Origin of the sequence: Mesorhizobium sp. M7A.F.Ca.US.011.01.1.1, assembly GCF_003998295.1 — a bacterium.
GTDB lineage: Bacteria > Pseudomonadota > Alphaproteobacteria > Rhizobiales > Rhizobiaceae > Mesorhizobium.
In genome coordinates, this window is the sequence record NZ_RZRT01000067.1 from 13,967 (window position 1) to 28,677 (window position 14,711).

Sequence of the window (14,711 nt, forward strand, 5' to 3'; positions counted from 1 at the left end):
TTTTCGCCGAGGCCATTCCTTGCCCAATGGACTGGGGAGGCTGAGCGATGTCCTCCCTCAGCGCCAAAATCAAGGACGCCTTCGATGAGCCCGCCTGCGATAAGAACCGTGGCAAAGATGCCAAGGCGCGCAAGGAGGGCTGCTCGAAGTCGCTGACACCAGGGGCGGCAGCCGGCGGCTGCGCCTTTGACGGAGCCAAGATCGTCCTGCAGCCGATCACCGACGTTGCGCATCTGGTCCATGCGCCGCTCGCCTGCGAGGGCAATTCTTGGGACAACCGTGGTGCGGTTTCGTCAGGGCCGACCTTGTGGCGGACAAGCTTCACGACCGACCTCACCGAACTCGACCTGGTGATGGGGCAGGGCGAGCGGAAACTCTTCAAGGCGATCCGCGAGATCAAGCACACATACGCGCCGCCGGCGATCTTCGTCTACTCAACTTGCGTAACGGCGCTGATCGGTGACGACATCGAGGCCGTGTGCAAACGCGCCACGGAAAAGTTCGGTTTGGCCGTGGTGCCGATCAATGCGCCTGGCCTGGCAGGCTCCAAGAACCTCGGCAACAAGCTCGCCGCCGAGGCGTTGCTCGATCATGTCATCGGCACGGTCGAACCCGACGACCCCGGGCCCTACGACATCAACATCCTTGGCGAATTCAACCTCTCGGGCGAATTCTGGCTTGTAAAGCCGCTCCTCGATCGGCTCGGCATCCGGGTGCGCGCCTGCATTCCCGGCGATGCGCGTTACCGCGACATTGCTTCCGCGCACCGCGCCCGGGCGGCAATGATCGTGTGCTCGACCGCGCTGATCAGTCTTGCCCGCAAGATGGAGGAGCGCTGGGACATCCCGTTCTTCGAGGGCTCCTTCTATGGCATCTCCGACACATCGCAAGCTCTTCGCAACCTTGTCAGGCTGCTGGTGAGGAAGGGCGCCGATCCGGAGATCCTCGAGCGCACGGAGACGCTGATCGCGCAGCAGGAGGCGATCGCGTGGAAGAAACTCGAATCCTACCGGCAAAGGCTCCAAGGCAAGCGCGTGCTGCTCAACACAGGCGGTGTGAAGTCCTGGTCGGTTGTCCGTGCGCTGATGGAGATCGGAATCGAGATCGTCGGCACCTCGGTCAAGAAATCTACGGTGCAGGACAAGGAGCGCATCAAACAAGTTCTCAAGCACGACAAGCATATGTTCGAATACATGGCTGCGCGCGAGCTGTACGCCATGCTCTCTGAACACAGGGCCGATATCATGCTGTCGGGCGGTCGCACGCAATTCATTGCGCTCAAGGCCAAGACGCCCTGGCTCGATATCAACCAGGAGCGCCAGCACCCTTATGCCGGCTATGCCGGCATGGTGGAACTCGTACGCCAGATCGACCTCGCCATTCACAATCCGGTCTGGTCTCAGGTGCGCCAGCCGGCCCCGTGGGATTGCCAGCCTGATCTAAAAGACGAACTGCCATGCACGAAGAAGGAGTCCGGGCACCTGTTCGATGAATTCGCCGGCGCGACGGCACACGAGTTCAGCGAGTGTTGAGGCGACCGATGGCCCGCATCCTTCCCCAGACCAAATCCGCGGCGGTGAACCCGCTGAAGTCGTCGCAGCCGCTGGGTGCCGCCTTTGCCTTTCTTGGGGTCGACGGCGCGATGCCGCTGTTCCACGGCAGCCAGGGATGCACAAGCTTCGCGCTCGTGCTCTTCGTACGGCACTTCAAAGAAACGATTCCATTGCAGACAACAGCGATGGATGAGGTGGCGACCATCCTCGGCGCTGCCGACCATCTTGAAGAAGCCATCCTCAACCTCAAGAACCGCACGAAGCCAAAGCTGATCGGGGTGTGCACGACCGCGCTGGTGGAGACGCGTGGCGAAGATTGCGCGAGTGATATTGCGAACATCAAGCTGAAGCACACGCAAGAGCTTGCGGGTACGGAGGTCGTGCTGGCCAACACGCCGGATTTTGACGGCGCGATCGAAGAGGGCTGGGCCAAGGCAGTCACCGCAATGATCAAAGGGATTACAGGCTCGGGCGAACGTGCGCGGCAGCCGAAGAAGATCGCGATCCTGCCCGGATGCAACCTCACTGTCGCCGACATCGAGCATATGCGTGACATGGTTGAAAGCTTTGGGCTCAAGCCGGTTATTCTGCCCGACATTTCAGGCTCGCTCGACGGTACGGTTCCTGACCGCTGGGTAGCGACCACATACGGCGGCACCAGCGTCGAAGACATTCGCGAGTTGGGCACGGCCATGCAATGCATCGCCATCGGTGAGCACATGCGCCGCCCGGCGAAAGCGCTGCACGGGTTGACCGGCGTGCCTTACGTGTTGTTCCAGTCACTGACTGGGCTGCAGGACACGGACCGCTTCGTGTCGCTGCTGTCTGCGATTTCGGGCGCGGCGGTACCGGCCCGCGTGCGCCGGCGCCGGGCGCAATTGCAGGACGCGATGCTCGACGGACATTTCCATTTCGGCGGCAAGAAAATTGCCATCGCTGCCGAACCAGACCAGCTGTTCCAACTTGCGACCTTCTTTGCTGGCCTCGGCTCCGAGATAGCCGCGGCCGTCACAACGACCGACAGGTCTAAAATTCTCGAGAAAGTCCCGGCGGTTTCGGTTCAGATCGGCGATCTCGGCGATCTGGAAAGTCTTGCCGTCGGTGCTGACCTGCTTGTCACGCATTCGCACGGGCGCCAAGCATCGGAGCGGCTCCGAATTCCGCTCATGCGCATCGGGTTCCCGGTCTTCGATCGACTAGGCAGCCAGCACAAGCTCGCAATTCTCTATCAGGGCACCCGCGACATGATCTTCGAGGTCGCCAGCATCTTCCAGGCCAACCAACACGCGCCCACTCCTGAGGCGCTTGATCCACTCCGTAATCGAGAAATATCACGATGAACGCTGTTCGCCGCCTCTCGCTGGTCAGTAGTGAGGTTTTCGCCCCGATGCCTGAACGACGTAAGGGCGCATTGCGCGTTGCGATCGCCACTCAGGACATGCAGGACCTCAACGCCCATTTCGGGTCGGCCAGGCGCTTTGCTGTCTACGACGTGACGCGCGAGGAATGGAATCTCGTAGAAGCCGTGGCCTTCGATGACGTGTCCGATGAAAGCGGGGAGCATCGGGCCGAGCGCGATGATCGCATCACGCCAAAGGTGGATGCGCTCAAGGGCTGTCAGATCCTGTTTTGTCTGGCAATTGGCGGCCCTTCGGCAGCCAAGCTTGTCGCGGCAAAAATCCACCCGATCAAAGTGGCGGAGCCCCAATCGATCCCACAGGTGCTCTTGCGCACGCAGATGATGCTCAGGACGTGTCCTCCGCCTTGGCTGCGCAAGGTGCTGGCGCGAGCGGGCATTGCCGAAAAGAAACCGTCCTTCGAGGACGAGGACTGAAAAGAGGAGGACGCCAATGCCTGACCCCGCAATCCCCCCAGCTGTCGCCGAAGACGAGGCGGCTCTTTGCACCCCGTTCGTCAAATGCCTCGTGCGGCTGATCCGTTCTCAGGATTCCTATGGCTCGTGGGAACGCAAAGCGGACGCTGAGCTGCTGGGCGACTTCATCATTACCAAGGAACAGCGCCGAGGGATCCCAATCATCGGAGATCCCGATCCCGACGTGCTGTGGAGGCTCGACAAGTACTACGCCGCCATCGGGCTTGCGATCGAGGAGCGCTGCGGCCTTATGGCATCGCCGATGATCCAGGTGAGCCATGAGGGTTTTGGTCGGGTGCTTTTCACGACCGGACGGCTGGTCGTTTTGTCCAAAACGCTGCGCGATGTCCACCGGTTTGGCTTCGAGACGCTCCTGAAGCTCGCCACGGCCGGTACGAAGCTGGTCGACGATGCGATTTCAGTCATCGAAACCTTTCCCCACGTGGCGCTGGCATGATGGGCGCGATTTTCGAGAAAGGCCATCATGACGGACCCGAGAAACTATGTTGGCCAGTCCCCTCGATCCAGGGACTCGAGGCCGACCAGGTTGTTGGGGTATCGCCGATGAAGAAGCCGCTGGTCCTGATCTGCTCGCAAGATGCCGAGTTCTATCTGCTCTACAGCCACATACTGGAGGTTGACGGTTTCAGCAGTGAGACGGCAGACGGCGCGAAGGCTGCGCTGGCCTTGGCCGAACAACGGGAGCTTCAGGCCGTAGTGCTGGATTGCGACCCAGCCAGCATAAACGGGTCCGCAATTTGCGCCCACCTCAAGCGGGAACCGCGCACCACCGACCTGCCTATCATCGCCCTGATCGCGCCTGGCGCCGAGCACCAGCACCTCGATCTCTTGAAGGCAGGCGTTGAGAGCTTTGTGCGGCCGGTGGCTCCGGCCAAGCTGCTCGACTGCCTGCGGGCGAGGCTCGGGCTGACCAAGCGTGGTCCGAACGGGGTTGAAAACGACAGTTGGATTTGTTGTGGAGGCCTGGAGATGAAGCTCGATGCCCATCGGGTTCGCGGTAATGGCCACGACATCCATCTCGGACGGATCGATTTCAACGTGCTGCGGCTTATGATTGAGGCCCCCGGCAAGGTCTTCAGCCGGGACGAGCTTATCGGGGCGGCCTGGCTGCCCAACATTCATGTCGGTGCACGCACCGTCGATGTCCATATCAGCCGAATCAGGAGGGCGCTGAAAACGGCCTTGCCCGGCAGCGTCATTCGCACCGTCAGGTCGGCCGGCTACTCGCTCGAGAAGCCGGACGACTGAAATCGGTGATCGAACGTGGTGCCGCTCTCTCTTCCTCCTGAGAGCGGTGTTGCCGCTTTGAGGCGCTCCTAACGAAGACCAGGAGAAGCAGGCAAATGGAATTTAAAAGCATATTCAGTGTGACGGGTGCTGATCATTCTGATGAGGACCTCACAACAGCTGCCGGACTGTGTGCCGAGGTCGGCGCGCACCTATCGGTACTCATTATACCGCCTCCATTGCTCTTGATGTCGTCTCCGCCCCCCGAATGGAATACAGGACGTGCACAGGCAATTGCAGTACCGAACTATCGATTTCAGCAAATCGAGAAATTTTCACAGGACGTGACCAGAATGGAAAGACGGTCCGCGGATATCCTCAAAAGGCTGAAAGCTATGTCGCTTTCCTGTGACGTTGACACCGACTATTGCGATCCGGCTAGCCTCGGTGAAGTGGCACGACAGCGGGCGCTCTGCGCTGACCTGACGATCGTTGGAGGAGACCTCCTCAACGATGAGACTCTCGGACCTCCTGTTGTCAACGGCTGCTTGTTCGATAGCGGAAAGCCGGTGCTCATCGTGCCGAAGGGCGTTAAGGCGACGCTGTCGCCTCGACGCGTGCTGGTCGGCTGGGATTCGCGTGTAGAGGCCTCGCGTGCGGTTCGGGAAGCTCTTAGTATCCTATCCGCTGCCAAGGAAGTCTGTGTCGCTATGGTCGATCCAAAGGCGCAAAACAACGGGAAAGGCGCGCAGTCTGGAGCTGACATCGCTGCCTATCTTACTCGGCACGGTGCTCGGGTCTCCGTTGACCTGCTTAAGAGCGCCGGCAAATCGGCGGGCACAGTGCTGACCCAGCACGCGAACGACATCTGTGCTGACATGATGGTTATGGGTGCTTATGGCAGCCGTGGGCTGCGTGAGCGGATTTTCGGCGGTCCGCCGAGCTGGAGCTTTGGGAAGACCACATTGCCGCTGTTTTTGGCTCGCTGATCAGCTCCGTAGGAACACCGATCAGGTCGTAGGACCGCCAACCAGTCCGAAGTCGTCGTCGGTTACCGGTCGGATTGCGGAGACATGGCTGGATCCGCGAACATCTTGCGACGCTTGTCAGAGCCAAACCGGACGCCTCGACTGCTTCACGACGCTCTCGTGAACCAACTCGTGCGAGATCGTCCGCAACGGGCAGTAAAGACGAACGGCTGCAGCAGACCGCAGCCAAGCCACAGGGCGGGTGTACCAGGAGACCCCGCCTCGTGCGCGAACCCTGTTGGAAGGCCCCTTATCAGTACCCGGACGCGCGTCAAATCGGCGGCTGTCCCTGTCAGCCTGCGGTGTGCAAGGGCCGCTGCCGCGGAGCTTCCCCTGCCCGATCGTCGGGCGTGCGACAATGTCGGATTCCAGACGAGCTGGAACTGCGCGAACTCGTTGGTTTGACAGGTCTTTATCCGGCACGCCGCATGCATGGGAGTCTCCGAAAGCATTAAGAGCCGTTATCCATGGTTACGCCCCTCGAAAGAAAGAGCCGCTTCCGTCGTGGCAGGGAAACAGCCACTCCTGGGGTGGAGGCCGGCGCTAGAAGCCGCCGTAAGATCCGGAAGAGCCGCGCGACAGCATCACACACTTTCCTTCTGCTCTTGGGTTCGGATCACGCCGCGCCGCTGTCGATGCCGCCGACATTGAGCCCAAGACCTGGAAGGCGGCACACGCTTTTGCTGTCCTCTCAGTCGGGACCGCGGCTCAAGCATGCCTGTGAGGTTCGCATTGCTCAATGCCCGGCAATCGACGTCAACATGCCGCTGAGTTGGAAAACACTCCTAGAGGAGTAAGGATAAGTGGACCTCTTTTGTATTGGTGTGGGTGCTGGACCATCTAATTTGAGCCTTGCGTGTCAGATACAGGAAGAGATTGCGCAAGGGGCACTGTTCCTGGACCGGGAGGTCGATTTCCGAGGACATCCAGGCAGCGCTTTCGATTGCGCGGAGCTCCAGGTCGGCCACTTCCAGGATCTGGTTACTCTGGTCAATCCGCGATCAGCCTACACATTCGTAAACTACCTCCACGAGAACGGGCGTCTTTACAATTTCCTCAATGCGCAATTTCACGGGGTGCTTAGAGCCGAGTTCGCCCAATATCTCAACTGGGCGTTCCAGAAGAATCCGCTTGTCCGTGGCGGCGAGGCCGTTCGCGAAATCCGCTTTGACGGCGAGTTTCGCGTGCGGACGGACAACGCGGTCCTTGATGCAAGAAACCTCGTCATCGACATAGGCAAGCAGGCGCAAATTCCGCCTCAGTTTCATGGCTGGACTGGACCCAACCTGTTCCACTCATCTGAGTTGGCCCACATCAATCCTGAGGTGCAAAAAAAGCATGTCTGCGTTGTTGGCGGCGGACAGTCGGGAGCCGAGCTGCTACTGCACCTTGTCGGCCGGCCGAAAGAACGGCGGCCCGCGGCGATCACATGGGTCTTGACGCGCGAGATGCCTTTCGACGACCACGCGTTCACAAACGGGCTGTTCACGCCATGCTTCTCGGATCGTTTTGCTGCGATGAGCGAGGTGCATCGACAGCTGTTCCTGCGGCGTTTCGCGCTTGCCTCCGAGGGCATTTCAGAAAGCAAGTTGCGCGCGGTCTATCAGGCGCTCTACCACCACGCCTTTCTCGAGCCACACCAATGCGAGATCACATTGCGGCCAAGTTGCAACGTGTCGCGCTGCATCAATGCCGGAGCAGGGCACAGGCTCACGCTGCAACGCGGCTTGGACAACATCGGAGAAGTAACCGCCGATATCGTCATCCTGGCCACCGGGTACGAGAAACCGCTGCCGGGTTTCCTAGAACCGATCGCAGATCGCCTCGAACAGATCGGCAATGAGCTCGCCATCGGCGAGGATTTTTCGGTGTACTGGGACGGACCGCGAGACCGACGCCTTTTCGTTCAGAACGCCTGCCTTGGACAGCGCGGGCTGGCTGATCCGAACTTTGGGCTGCTGGCCTGGCGAGCGCGCCGCATCCTTGACAGCCTTCTGCGGCGCGCGCCATGCGCCAATCCCGAGCATCTAGGGTTCATCAACCGTCCCTTGACGGAGTGCTGGCCCGACCTCGGAGTCGAACAAATGGGCAGCGGGATATGATTCGTCGATATTGATGATCGGCGGTGGCATTCAGGAAAGATTTCCGCCTCTGGCGGCAAAAGCGGGACGAGCAATATTCCTACGGCGTCAGATCGCTCTGCTCGCGCTTGAGCAAGGTAGCGTCGCGCGACTCCTGCTTGGCGTGAAACAGCAAAGGGCATTCAATCACGATGCAGCTTTACGTGCTGTCGGGCTCAACGCCACGTGGATCGAGCCCAACGCCGCCGTTGGCAACCGCGACGCGAATTATGACGCCGGGCCACATGCGGCGGTGGCTGCAAGGGTACCGAGCCTCTCCCGCACTTTCGACCCCATCGCCGAAGTGCGACTACTCCAGGACGCCGAAGCCGGTCTTATCGCCAGCGGGCCAGCCAAACTCTCACCTTCCTAAACGGCAGCCGCTAAGGTGAGCCGTCGAAAGCCGACATTCAGGTTAACGTCAGCTGGCCGTGTTAGGGCTCGCTTATTCAAGGCGGTACCGGCGCTTGCCGAAGCTAAGAAGGGTTGGCATGCCCTTTGCCGTGCTTGATGTGCGGCAACACGGTGAGAGCTCCGCTGAAGCAAGCGAGAGGGAGCAATGCCCTCGAGACCGTGTCCGATTTTGACTGGAAAATATTCCGCGACAAAAGAGACGAAAGGTGTGGAATGACTTTGGACACCAAGATGGAACTGCGTATGGGGTCCCCGGCTCCTGCGCTGAAAGTGGAGAACTGGCTGCGTGGCGAGCCCCTCACGAGCCTTCGGCCCGGCAAGGTCTACCTCGTTGAATTTTGGGCGACTTGGTGCCGACCATGTGTCCACGCCATGCCCCATTTGATCGAACTGCAGGAGAAATATAAAGACAGCGGATTTGAGATTATCGGAGTCGCAGCTTGCGAAAAGGCTGCAACCGCGGACGAAGCGCGGACCAACGTGGATGCCTGGCTGACCGAGAAGTTCCCGAATCTGAATTATCGGACAGCGTTCGATTGCACTGGCGAAATGAAAAAGCTCTGGCTGGAACCCAGCTCTTCGTTCGGGATTCCCACCTCGTTCGTGGTCGACCGCGACGGCCACATCGCTTATATCGGCCACCCGGCACCTCTCGATGACGTTTTGCCGAAAGTCCTTAACGGCAGCTGGCGCAGCAGCTATGAAGCGAAAGCCGTCGATGCAAAGCGAATCTCGCGTGTGCGCGAATCGTCGCTGAGTCAGCCGATATACGCCAAACTTGGGCCGGCGATGCAGGACGAGGATTGGGCAGCGGCACTATTGGCCATCGAAGAAGGCCTCGCCGTGATGCCAGACTCTTTTGATTTTCGGCGGGTTCATGCGGATATTCTGCTTCACAAGCTGCGCGACATCAAAACCGGCTTGCCGCTTATGCGCGAATTGGTCGAGGACGCGATCAACAAAAAGTTCGAAGCGATGTCTTGGGTGGTGATGGCGCTGAACCAACTCTTCCATCCCACGATCGACAACTCCCATCTTCCGCATGATGATCGCTTTGCGATGGGCAAGGAGCTCTCCGAACAGATCCTGGAACTTAATCCTCCGCAAGGCGATGGAGACTTTAAATTCGGGTGTTACTTTCCGGTCGCTCAGTATTATTACGAGAGCGGCAACAAGGACCGGGCGATCGAGTTGATCGAGGTGGCAATCAAATCGCTGGACCATTCGGAGCCAGTGCCGGACCAAACCAAACAGCGCTACCTCACCTCGTTGCTCCAAGCCCTGGCCAACTACACGGGTGAGCCTGCCTGTCACGCGGGTCTCTGTGTGGCTCCGCAAAACAAGACTTCCGAAACTCAAAACGCTGTCACTTCCTGAGCAAGGATCGCGAAGGGCATGACAATTGGAATTGAACACCGGCAAATCCGCCCGCCCAGGCGCACTTCGCAGCAATAACGTCGATGCCGCAAAAGTGCGCGGCTTGCGGCAGGTGGAATTTCCATTGCGTTTACCTCGGGTCGAACCGCGGCGCAGGCGTTCGCGCCGCGGTGAAAGGTCTCGCATTGGTGGACGTGCTCGAGGTCGGCCACGGGACACTGTTGCGTGGGATCGGCTCGCCCAAGCCATTCCCCGCCCACGCAAGCGCCCGAACCACACATCGCAGAAAAAGAGATCGTCCTTCAAGAGGAGTACTGAAATTGGGGAAAAGCGAAATTCCTCATGAACCGGTTGGCCCTGCTGTCCACGGGGACGACGAGGCCCTTGCTTCCCCGTTCGTCAAATGCCTCCTGCGGCTCATTCGTACTCAGGATTCCTTCGGCTTATGGGAAGGCCATTCGGATGCCGAGCTGCTGGCCGAGTTCATCATCACCAAGCAACAGCAACGTGCGGTACCCTTTGGCGGCGATCCCGATCCTGACGCGCTGTGGAGGCTCGACATGTTTACACCGCCGTAGCGCTTGCGATCGAGGAGCGCTCCGGCGTGTCGACGTCGCCGACAATAGAAATGAAACCCGTGGGGGCTTCCGGCGGTTGGGCGTTCTGTCGAGACGTCCACCGGTTCGGCTTCGAGACTTTCCGCAAACTTGCTGAGGCCGGTACGAAACTGGTCGACGATGCGACTGCAGCCATTGAAGCCTAGCCCGAGATGGAGCGCATCAAAAAACCATTGTTCCAGGAAGGATCTATGTCAGACCTAGATAAGATGAGGAAGAAAGTCCGAAAGCTCCAGTTGCGTGCAGCTATTGCCAAGATGGCATTGCAGGACCTTGTCGAGGGTCTGCCGGGCAAGTGGGCCGACATACAGGAAGTCGCCGAGAAAACCCAAGCCGTTTATGCCGAGTTGGATGTTGCCAAGAGAGAACTCGCTTCAATGAAGAATTTAGGATGATGCGCACATTCACCACCCGTGACGGCTCCATTTGGATGCCGTCGTACCTGACCTCCATCGATAGCAAACCTGCATCGGCTGCTGCCGTTGTTTCAAGGTCTGCTCGCGCGATGTCATGCATCTTCACGGCGTTGATGATGCGGGTGAAATCCTCGCCCCTGCGATGACGAGGACGACGATTTCGACGGCAAGCTCAATCGCATGATCATGGTTGTCGATGATGCCGGCCGCTGCATAGGCTGCGGAGCCTGCGGCCGCGTCTGCCCCAAGAACTGCCAGACGCATGTTCCGGCCGACGAGCTCGCAACATGATCTGGCGAAAACCAGGGGAGCGGCGTGCACTTCATCTTTTTGTCGGCTCGTGGGGCTGGTCCTGTGCAGCAATGCGTCGATGGTTTACTTCGCTTTGGATTCGCTCCGTGTGGCAGTCGTCACGACGCTGGCCTGTTCGCTGCTGCTTCAGGCCGGCTACTTCGGCCGCGTGCTCTTTCTGATCTGGCAGTCCTCTAGCCGCGCTCGTGGAACTCGCCACAGGGGCCAGCATGCCGATGGTTACAGGAAAGCTCGGGTACCAGTCGTCTGACTCTGATCAACTGCGGAATGCAATTTTCAGCTGTGTCCCGGCTTGGTCGAATGCCCAGCATGTGCTGCTGCTTTGATGCGCGGATGACAGGATCAGTGCTCAGACCCACACCAATTTTGGTCACCCTCTGATGACTGAGCTGATCGTATAGGGAATCTGTGTTCGGCTAACACGCGACCATACCCCTGGGCTGACCGGTGCGTAGCAGGTTCAGGTACTTTTTTGCTGGAGATAGCATGCTGGAAAAATTCGAACGTTATCCGCTCACCTTTGGACCCACGCCGATCGAGAGGCTCGACCGCCTCGGCAAGCATCTGGGCGACAAGGTGGAAATCTACGTCAAACGCGAGGACTGCAACTCCGGTCTCGCGTTCGGCGGAAACAAGCTGCGCAAGCTCGAATACATTGTGCCCGACGCGATCGCGTCAGATGCCGATACGCTCGTCACAATCGGTGGCGTGCAGTCCAACCATACGCGCATGGTCGCTGCGGTCGCCGCCAAGATCGGCATGAAATGCCTCCTGGTCCAGGAGAGCTGGGTCCCACATGATGATGCTGTCTACGACCGGGTCGGCAATATCCTCTTGAGCCGCATCATGGGGGCAGAGGTGCGCCTGGTTGACGAGGGCTTTGACATCGGCATCCGCCGCAGCTGGGAAAAGGCACTTTATGAAGTCAAGGCAAGGGGCGGCAGGCCATATGCGATACCTGCCGGCGCCTCTGTCCACAAATACGGCGGCCTGGGCTATGTGGGGTTCGCTGAGGAGGTGCGTGCCCAGGAAGAGCAGCTTGGGTTTGCCTTCGACTATATCGTCGTCTGTACGGTGACTGGTTCAACCCACGGCGGCATGCTCGTCGGGTTCGCCAAGGATGGTCGACAGCGCAACGTGATCGGTATCGATGCCTCCGCCATGCCCGCCAAGACCAAGGCGCAGGTGCTTGGCATCGCCCAAAATACAGCGAAGCTCGTCCACCTCGGAGCGGAAATTGTCGAGGCAGACGTGGTGTTGTTCATGGACTACGCGTACCCGGGTTATGGCGTTCCATCGGAGGAAACCAAAGAGGCAATCCGTTTGTGCGCGCGGCTCGAGGGCATGATTACGGACCCCGTTTACGAGGGCAAATCGATGCAAGGGATGATCGACCTCGTCCAGAGGGGCTTCTTTCCACAGGGATCGAGGGTCCTCTACGCACATCTAGGCGGCGCACCGGCGATCAACGGGTACGGCTACACCTTTCGCAACGGCTGACGTTCGGCAGTCTGCGATTCCGCGGTCGCGCTCGAACGTGGGTAGGTAGCGTCGTTCGAGCGCTTGGCTGGAGAAGTGGAGGCAGCGACGGGCATCCACTAATTGGTACCATTACGTGCTGTCGGTGCTCAACGCCACGCGCATTGAGCGCATGCCGCCGTTGGCAACCGCGAGGCGAATTTTGACTCCGGGGCAAGAATCCACACGCGGCGGTGGCGGCACGAGGACCAAGCCGGCGAGTTCGCGCTTTCGAACTGGCGCCAAACTGCCACTGCTCGAGGGCCGAGGCCAGTCTAATCACAGGCGAGCCGTCCAAGCTCTCAAGAGTGATAGGGCGAAACCCGACAGCGGCAGAAGACATGTCGGGTTCACGACAATCGGCCGCATTTGGCCTCGTGGAGAATTTCAAAGCATTTCCCGCCGCTTACCGGAGCTGAGGGAATTGGCACCTCCGTTGCAGCTTGATGTGCGGCAACACGGTGAGAGCTTCGCTGAAGCAAGCCAGAGGGAGCGATGCCCTCGAGACCGTGTCCGATTTTGACTGGAAAATATTCCGCGACAAAAGAGACGAAAGGTGTGGAATGACTTTGGACACCAAGATGGAACTGCGTATGGGGTCCCCGGCTCCTGCGATCAAAGTGGAGAACTGGCTGCGTGGCGAGCCCCTCACGAACTTTCGGCCCGGCAAGGTCTACCTCGTTGAGTTTTGGGCGACTTGGTGCGGACCATGTGTCGACGCCATGCCCCATTTGATCGAACTGCAGGAGAAATATGAAGGCAGCGGATTTGAGGCGGTCGGAGTTGCCGCCTGCGAACAGGGTCCTACCGCAGACGAGGCGCGGACCAACGTGGATGCCTGGCTGACCGAGGAGTTCCCGAATCTGAATTATCGTATCGGGTTCGATTACATTGGCGAAATGAACAAGCTCTGGATGGATCCCAGCTCTTCGATTGGGATTCCCACCTCGTTCGTGGTCGACCGCGACGGCCACATCGCTTTTATCGGCCACCCGGCGGAACTCGATGACGTTTTGCCGAAAGTCCTTAACGGCAGCTGGCGCAGCAGCTATGAAGCGAAAGCCGCCGATGCAAAGCGCATCGCGCATAACCAACTTGCAGCGCGCGAAATGTCGCTTACCGGGCCGATATACGCCAAACTTGAGCCGGCGATGCAGGCCGAGGATTGGACGGCGGCGCTCTTGGCCATCGAAGAAGGCCTCGCCTTGATGCCAGACTCTTGTGAGTTCCGGCAGATTCATGCGGATCTTCTGCTTCACAAGCTGCGCGACATCAAGACCGGCATGCCGGTCATGCGAGAATTGGTCGAGGACGCGATCGACAAAACGTCCGACGCGGTGTCGTGGATGGCCTTGGCCCTCAACCAACTCTTCGATCCCACGATGGACAATTCCCATCTTCCGCGCGCGGAGCGCTTTGCGATGGGCAACGAGCTCTCGGAACAGATACTGGCACTCAATCCCCCGAACGGCGATGGCCCGTTTAAATACCTCCGGTACCTCCCGGTAGCTCAGTATTATTACGAGAGCGGCAACAAAGATCGCGCAATCGAGTTGATCGAGGTGGCACTGAAATCGGTGGACCGGCTGGGGCCAATTCCGGACCACACCAAACAGTACTATCTTACCCCATTGCTCGAAGCACTGGCCAACTACACGGGTGAGCCTGCCTGTCACGCGGATCTTTGTGTGGCTCCGCAAAAGAAGGCACCCGAAACTCAAAACGAAGTCACTTCCTGAGCAAGAATCGCGAAGGGACTGACAATTGGAATTGAACACTGGCCAATCCGCCCATCGAAGCTCTCTTCGCAGCAAGTATGTCGATGCAGCAGGGCGGCGGCTTGCGGAAGGTTGGATTTCAATTGCGTTGACCACCGGTCGGATCGCGGCGCAGACGATGTGCGCCGCGAATTCGCGCCGCAGGTCTCGCACTCGTGGACATGTCGAGGTCGGCCACGGGGCACTCTTGGGGTTGGCCCGCCCAAGCCATTCGTCGGCCACGCAAGCGGACCCGGAGTGGGCATCGCAGGAAAAGGAAATCGTACCTCGAAGACGAAGACTGAAATGACGAACAACGAAATTCCTCCGGTTGGCCCTGCTGTCAACAATGACGACGAGGCCCTTGCTTCCCCGTTCGTCAAATGCCTCCTGCGGCTCATTCGTACTCAGGATTCCTTCGGCTTATGGGAAGGCCATTCGGATGCCGAGCTGCTGGCCGAGTTCATCATCACCAAGC

The 14,711-nt window shown here is 59.3% G+C and carries 13 protein-coding genes and 3 pseudogenes; all 16 read left to right on the top strand.

Annotated elements, in window-relative coordinates; all coding sequences use genetic code 11:
• The first annotated feature begins 47 nt into the window (after window positions 1-47).
• Window positions 48-1,532 carry a nitrogenase iron-molybdenum cofactor biosynthesis protein NifE gene (gene nifE / locus EOA13_RS32150; protein ID WP_024505264.1) on the top strand — a complete coding sequence of 495 codons (1,485 nt, stop codon included), beginning with the start codon at window positions 48-50 and terminating at the stop codon, window positions 1,530-1,532.
• A gap of 8 nt (window positions 1,533-1,540) precedes the next feature.
• Complete coding sequence (gene nifN / locus EOA13_RS32155) at window positions 1,541-2,893, top strand: nitrogenase iron-molybdenum cofactor biosynthesis protein NifN (protein WP_024505265.1); 1,353 nt, start codon at window positions 1,541-1,543, stop codon at window positions 2,891-2,893.
• A complete protein-coding gene (nifX, locus tag EOA13_RS32160; RefSeq protein ID WP_063169371.1) occupies window positions 2,890-3,387 on the top strand; it encodes a nitrogen fixation protein NifX in 498 nt (165 codons plus the stop codon). The genes nifN and nifX overlap by 4 nt, the downstream gene beginning before the upstream one ends.
• A 16-nt stretch (window positions 3,388-3,403) precedes the next feature.
• On the top strand, window positions 3,404-3,883 hold the full coding sequence (locus EOA13_RS32165; RefSeq protein WP_024505267.1) for a NifX-associated nitrogen fixation protein: 480 nt from the start codon (window positions 3,404-3,406) through the stop codon (window positions 3,881-3,883).
• Complete coding sequence (locus EOA13_RS32170; protein WP_063169370.1) at window positions 3,880-4,695, top strand: response regulator transcription factor; 816 nt, start codon at window positions 3,880-3,882, stop codon at window positions 4,693-4,695. The genes EOA13_RS32165 and EOA13_RS32170 overlap by 4 nt, the downstream gene beginning before the upstream one ends.
• Before the next feature lie 95 nt (window positions 4,696-4,790).
• The gene (locus tag EOA13_RS32175; protein WP_063169369.1) at window positions 4,791-5,663 is read left to right on the top strand and encodes a universal stress protein; all 873 of its coding nucleotides are present in this window, start codon (window positions 4,791-4,793) and stop codon (window positions 5,661-5,663) included.
• Between the two features lie 842 nt (window positions 5,664-6,505).
• Window positions 6,506-7,804: a SidA/IucD/PvdA family monooxygenase gene (locus EOA13_RS32180; protein WP_063169368.1), complete on the top strand. Its 1,299-nt coding sequence runs from the start codon at window positions 6,506-6,508 to the stop codon at window positions 7,802-7,804.
• A gap of 13 nt (window positions 7,805-7,817) precedes the next feature.
• Window positions 7,818-8,195 carry a hypothetical protein gene (locus EOA13_RS32185; RefSeq protein ID WP_024505270.1) on the top strand — a complete coding sequence of 126 codons (378 nt, stop codon included), beginning with the start codon at window positions 7,818-7,820 and terminating at the stop codon, window positions 8,193-8,195.
• 272 nt (window positions 8,196-8,467) lie between these two features.
• Window positions 8,468-9,613 carry a TlpA disulfide reductase family protein gene (locus tag EOA13_RS32190; protein WP_063170388.1) on the top strand — a complete coding sequence of 382 codons (1,146 nt, stop codon included), beginning with the start codon at window positions 8,468-8,470 and terminating at the stop codon, window positions 9,611-9,613.
• Between the two features lie 335 nt (window positions 9,614-9,948).
• A pseudogene (locus EOA13_RS39085) lies at window positions 9,949-10,376 on the top strand (DUF269 domain-containing protein).
• Between the two features lie 45 nt (window positions 10,377-10,421).
• Window positions 10,422-10,625, top strand: coding sequence for a CCE_0567 family metalloprotein (locus EOA13_RS32200; RefSeq protein ID WP_063169367.1), 204 nt, complete (start codon window positions 10,422-10,424; stop codon window positions 10,623-10,625).
• A pseudogene (gene fdxB / locus EOA13_RS32205) lies at window positions 10,622-10,937 on the top strand (ferredoxin III, nif-specific). Before EOA13_RS32200 ends, fdxB begins: the two are co-directional and overlap by 4 nt.
• Before the next feature lie 79 nt (window positions 10,938-11,016).
• Window positions 11,017-11,208, top strand: coding sequence for an exopolysaccharide production repressor protein (locus EOA13_RS39090; RefSeq protein ID WP_127230899.1), 192 nt, complete (start codon window positions 11,017-11,019; stop codon window positions 11,206-11,208).
• A gap of 236 nt (window positions 11,209-11,444) precedes the next feature.
• Window positions 11,445-12,458: a 1-aminocyclopropane-1-carboxylate deaminase gene (locus tag EOA13_RS32215; RefSeq protein WP_024505903.1), complete on the top strand. Its 1,014-nt coding sequence runs from the start codon at window positions 11,445-11,447 to the stop codon at window positions 12,456-12,458.
• A gap of 599 nt (window positions 12,459-13,057) precedes the next feature.
• Window positions 13,058-14,215, top strand: coding sequence for a TlpA disulfide reductase family protein (locus tag EOA13_RS32220; RefSeq protein WP_063170386.1), 1,158 nt, complete (start codon window positions 13,058-13,060; stop codon window positions 14,213-14,215).
• Window positions 14,216-14,491: 276 nt separating this feature from the next.
• Window positions 14,492-14,711: pseudogene (locus EOA13_RS32225) on the top strand (hypothetical protein); the annotation flags it as partial.

Excerpts from the sequence above, each read along its gene's own strand:
- EOA13_RS32185 (WP_024505270.1), top strand. The coding sequence starts at position 7,818 with ATGATCGGCGGTGGCATTCAGGAAAGATTTCCGCCTCTGGCGGCAAAA.
- EOA13_RS32165 (WP_024505267.1), top strand. The coding sequence starts at position 3,404 with ATGCCTGACCCCGCAATCCCCCCAGCTGTCGCCGAAGACGAGGCGGCT.
- EOA13_RS32215 (WP_024505903.1), top strand. The coding sequence starts at position 11,445 with ATGCTGGAAAAATTCGAACGTTATCCGCTCACCTTTGGACCCACGCCG.
- nifE (WP_024505264.1), top strand. The coding sequence starts at position 48 with ATGTCCTCCCTCAGCGCCAAAATCAAGGACGCCTTCGATGAGCCCGCC.
- EOA13_RS32170 (WP_063169370.1), top strand. The coding sequence starts at position 3,880 with ATGATGGGCGCGATTTTCGAGAAAGGCCATCATGACGGACCCGAGAAA.
- EOA13_RS32200 (WP_063169367.1), top strand. The coding sequence starts at position 10,422 with ATGTCAGACCTAGATAAGATGAGGAAGAAAGTCCGAAAGCTCCAGTTG.
- EOA13_RS32220 (WP_063170386.1), top strand. The coding sequence starts at position 13,058 with ATGGAACTGCGTATGGGGTCCCCGGCTCCTGCGATCAAAGTGGAGAAC.
- nifX (WP_063169371.1), top strand. The coding sequence starts at position 2,890 with ATGAACGCTGTTCGCCGCCTCTCGCTGGTCAGTAGTGAGGTTTTCGCC.
- EOA13_RS32175 (WP_063169369.1), top strand. The coding sequence starts at position 4,791 with ATGGAATTTAAAAGCATATTCAGTGTGACGGGTGCTGATCATTCTGAT.
- EOA13_RS32190 (WP_063170388.1), top strand. The coding sequence starts at position 8,468 with ATGGAACTGCGTATGGGGTCCCCGGCTCCTGCGCTGAAAGTGGAGAAC.
- nifN (WP_024505265.1), top strand. The coding sequence starts at position 1,541 with ATGGCCCGCATCCTTCCCCAGACCAAATCCGCGGCGGTGAACCCGCTG.
- EOA13_RS39090 (WP_127230899.1), top strand. The coding sequence starts at position 11,017 with ATGGTTTACTTCGCTTTGGATTCGCTCCGTGTGGCAGTCGTCACGACG.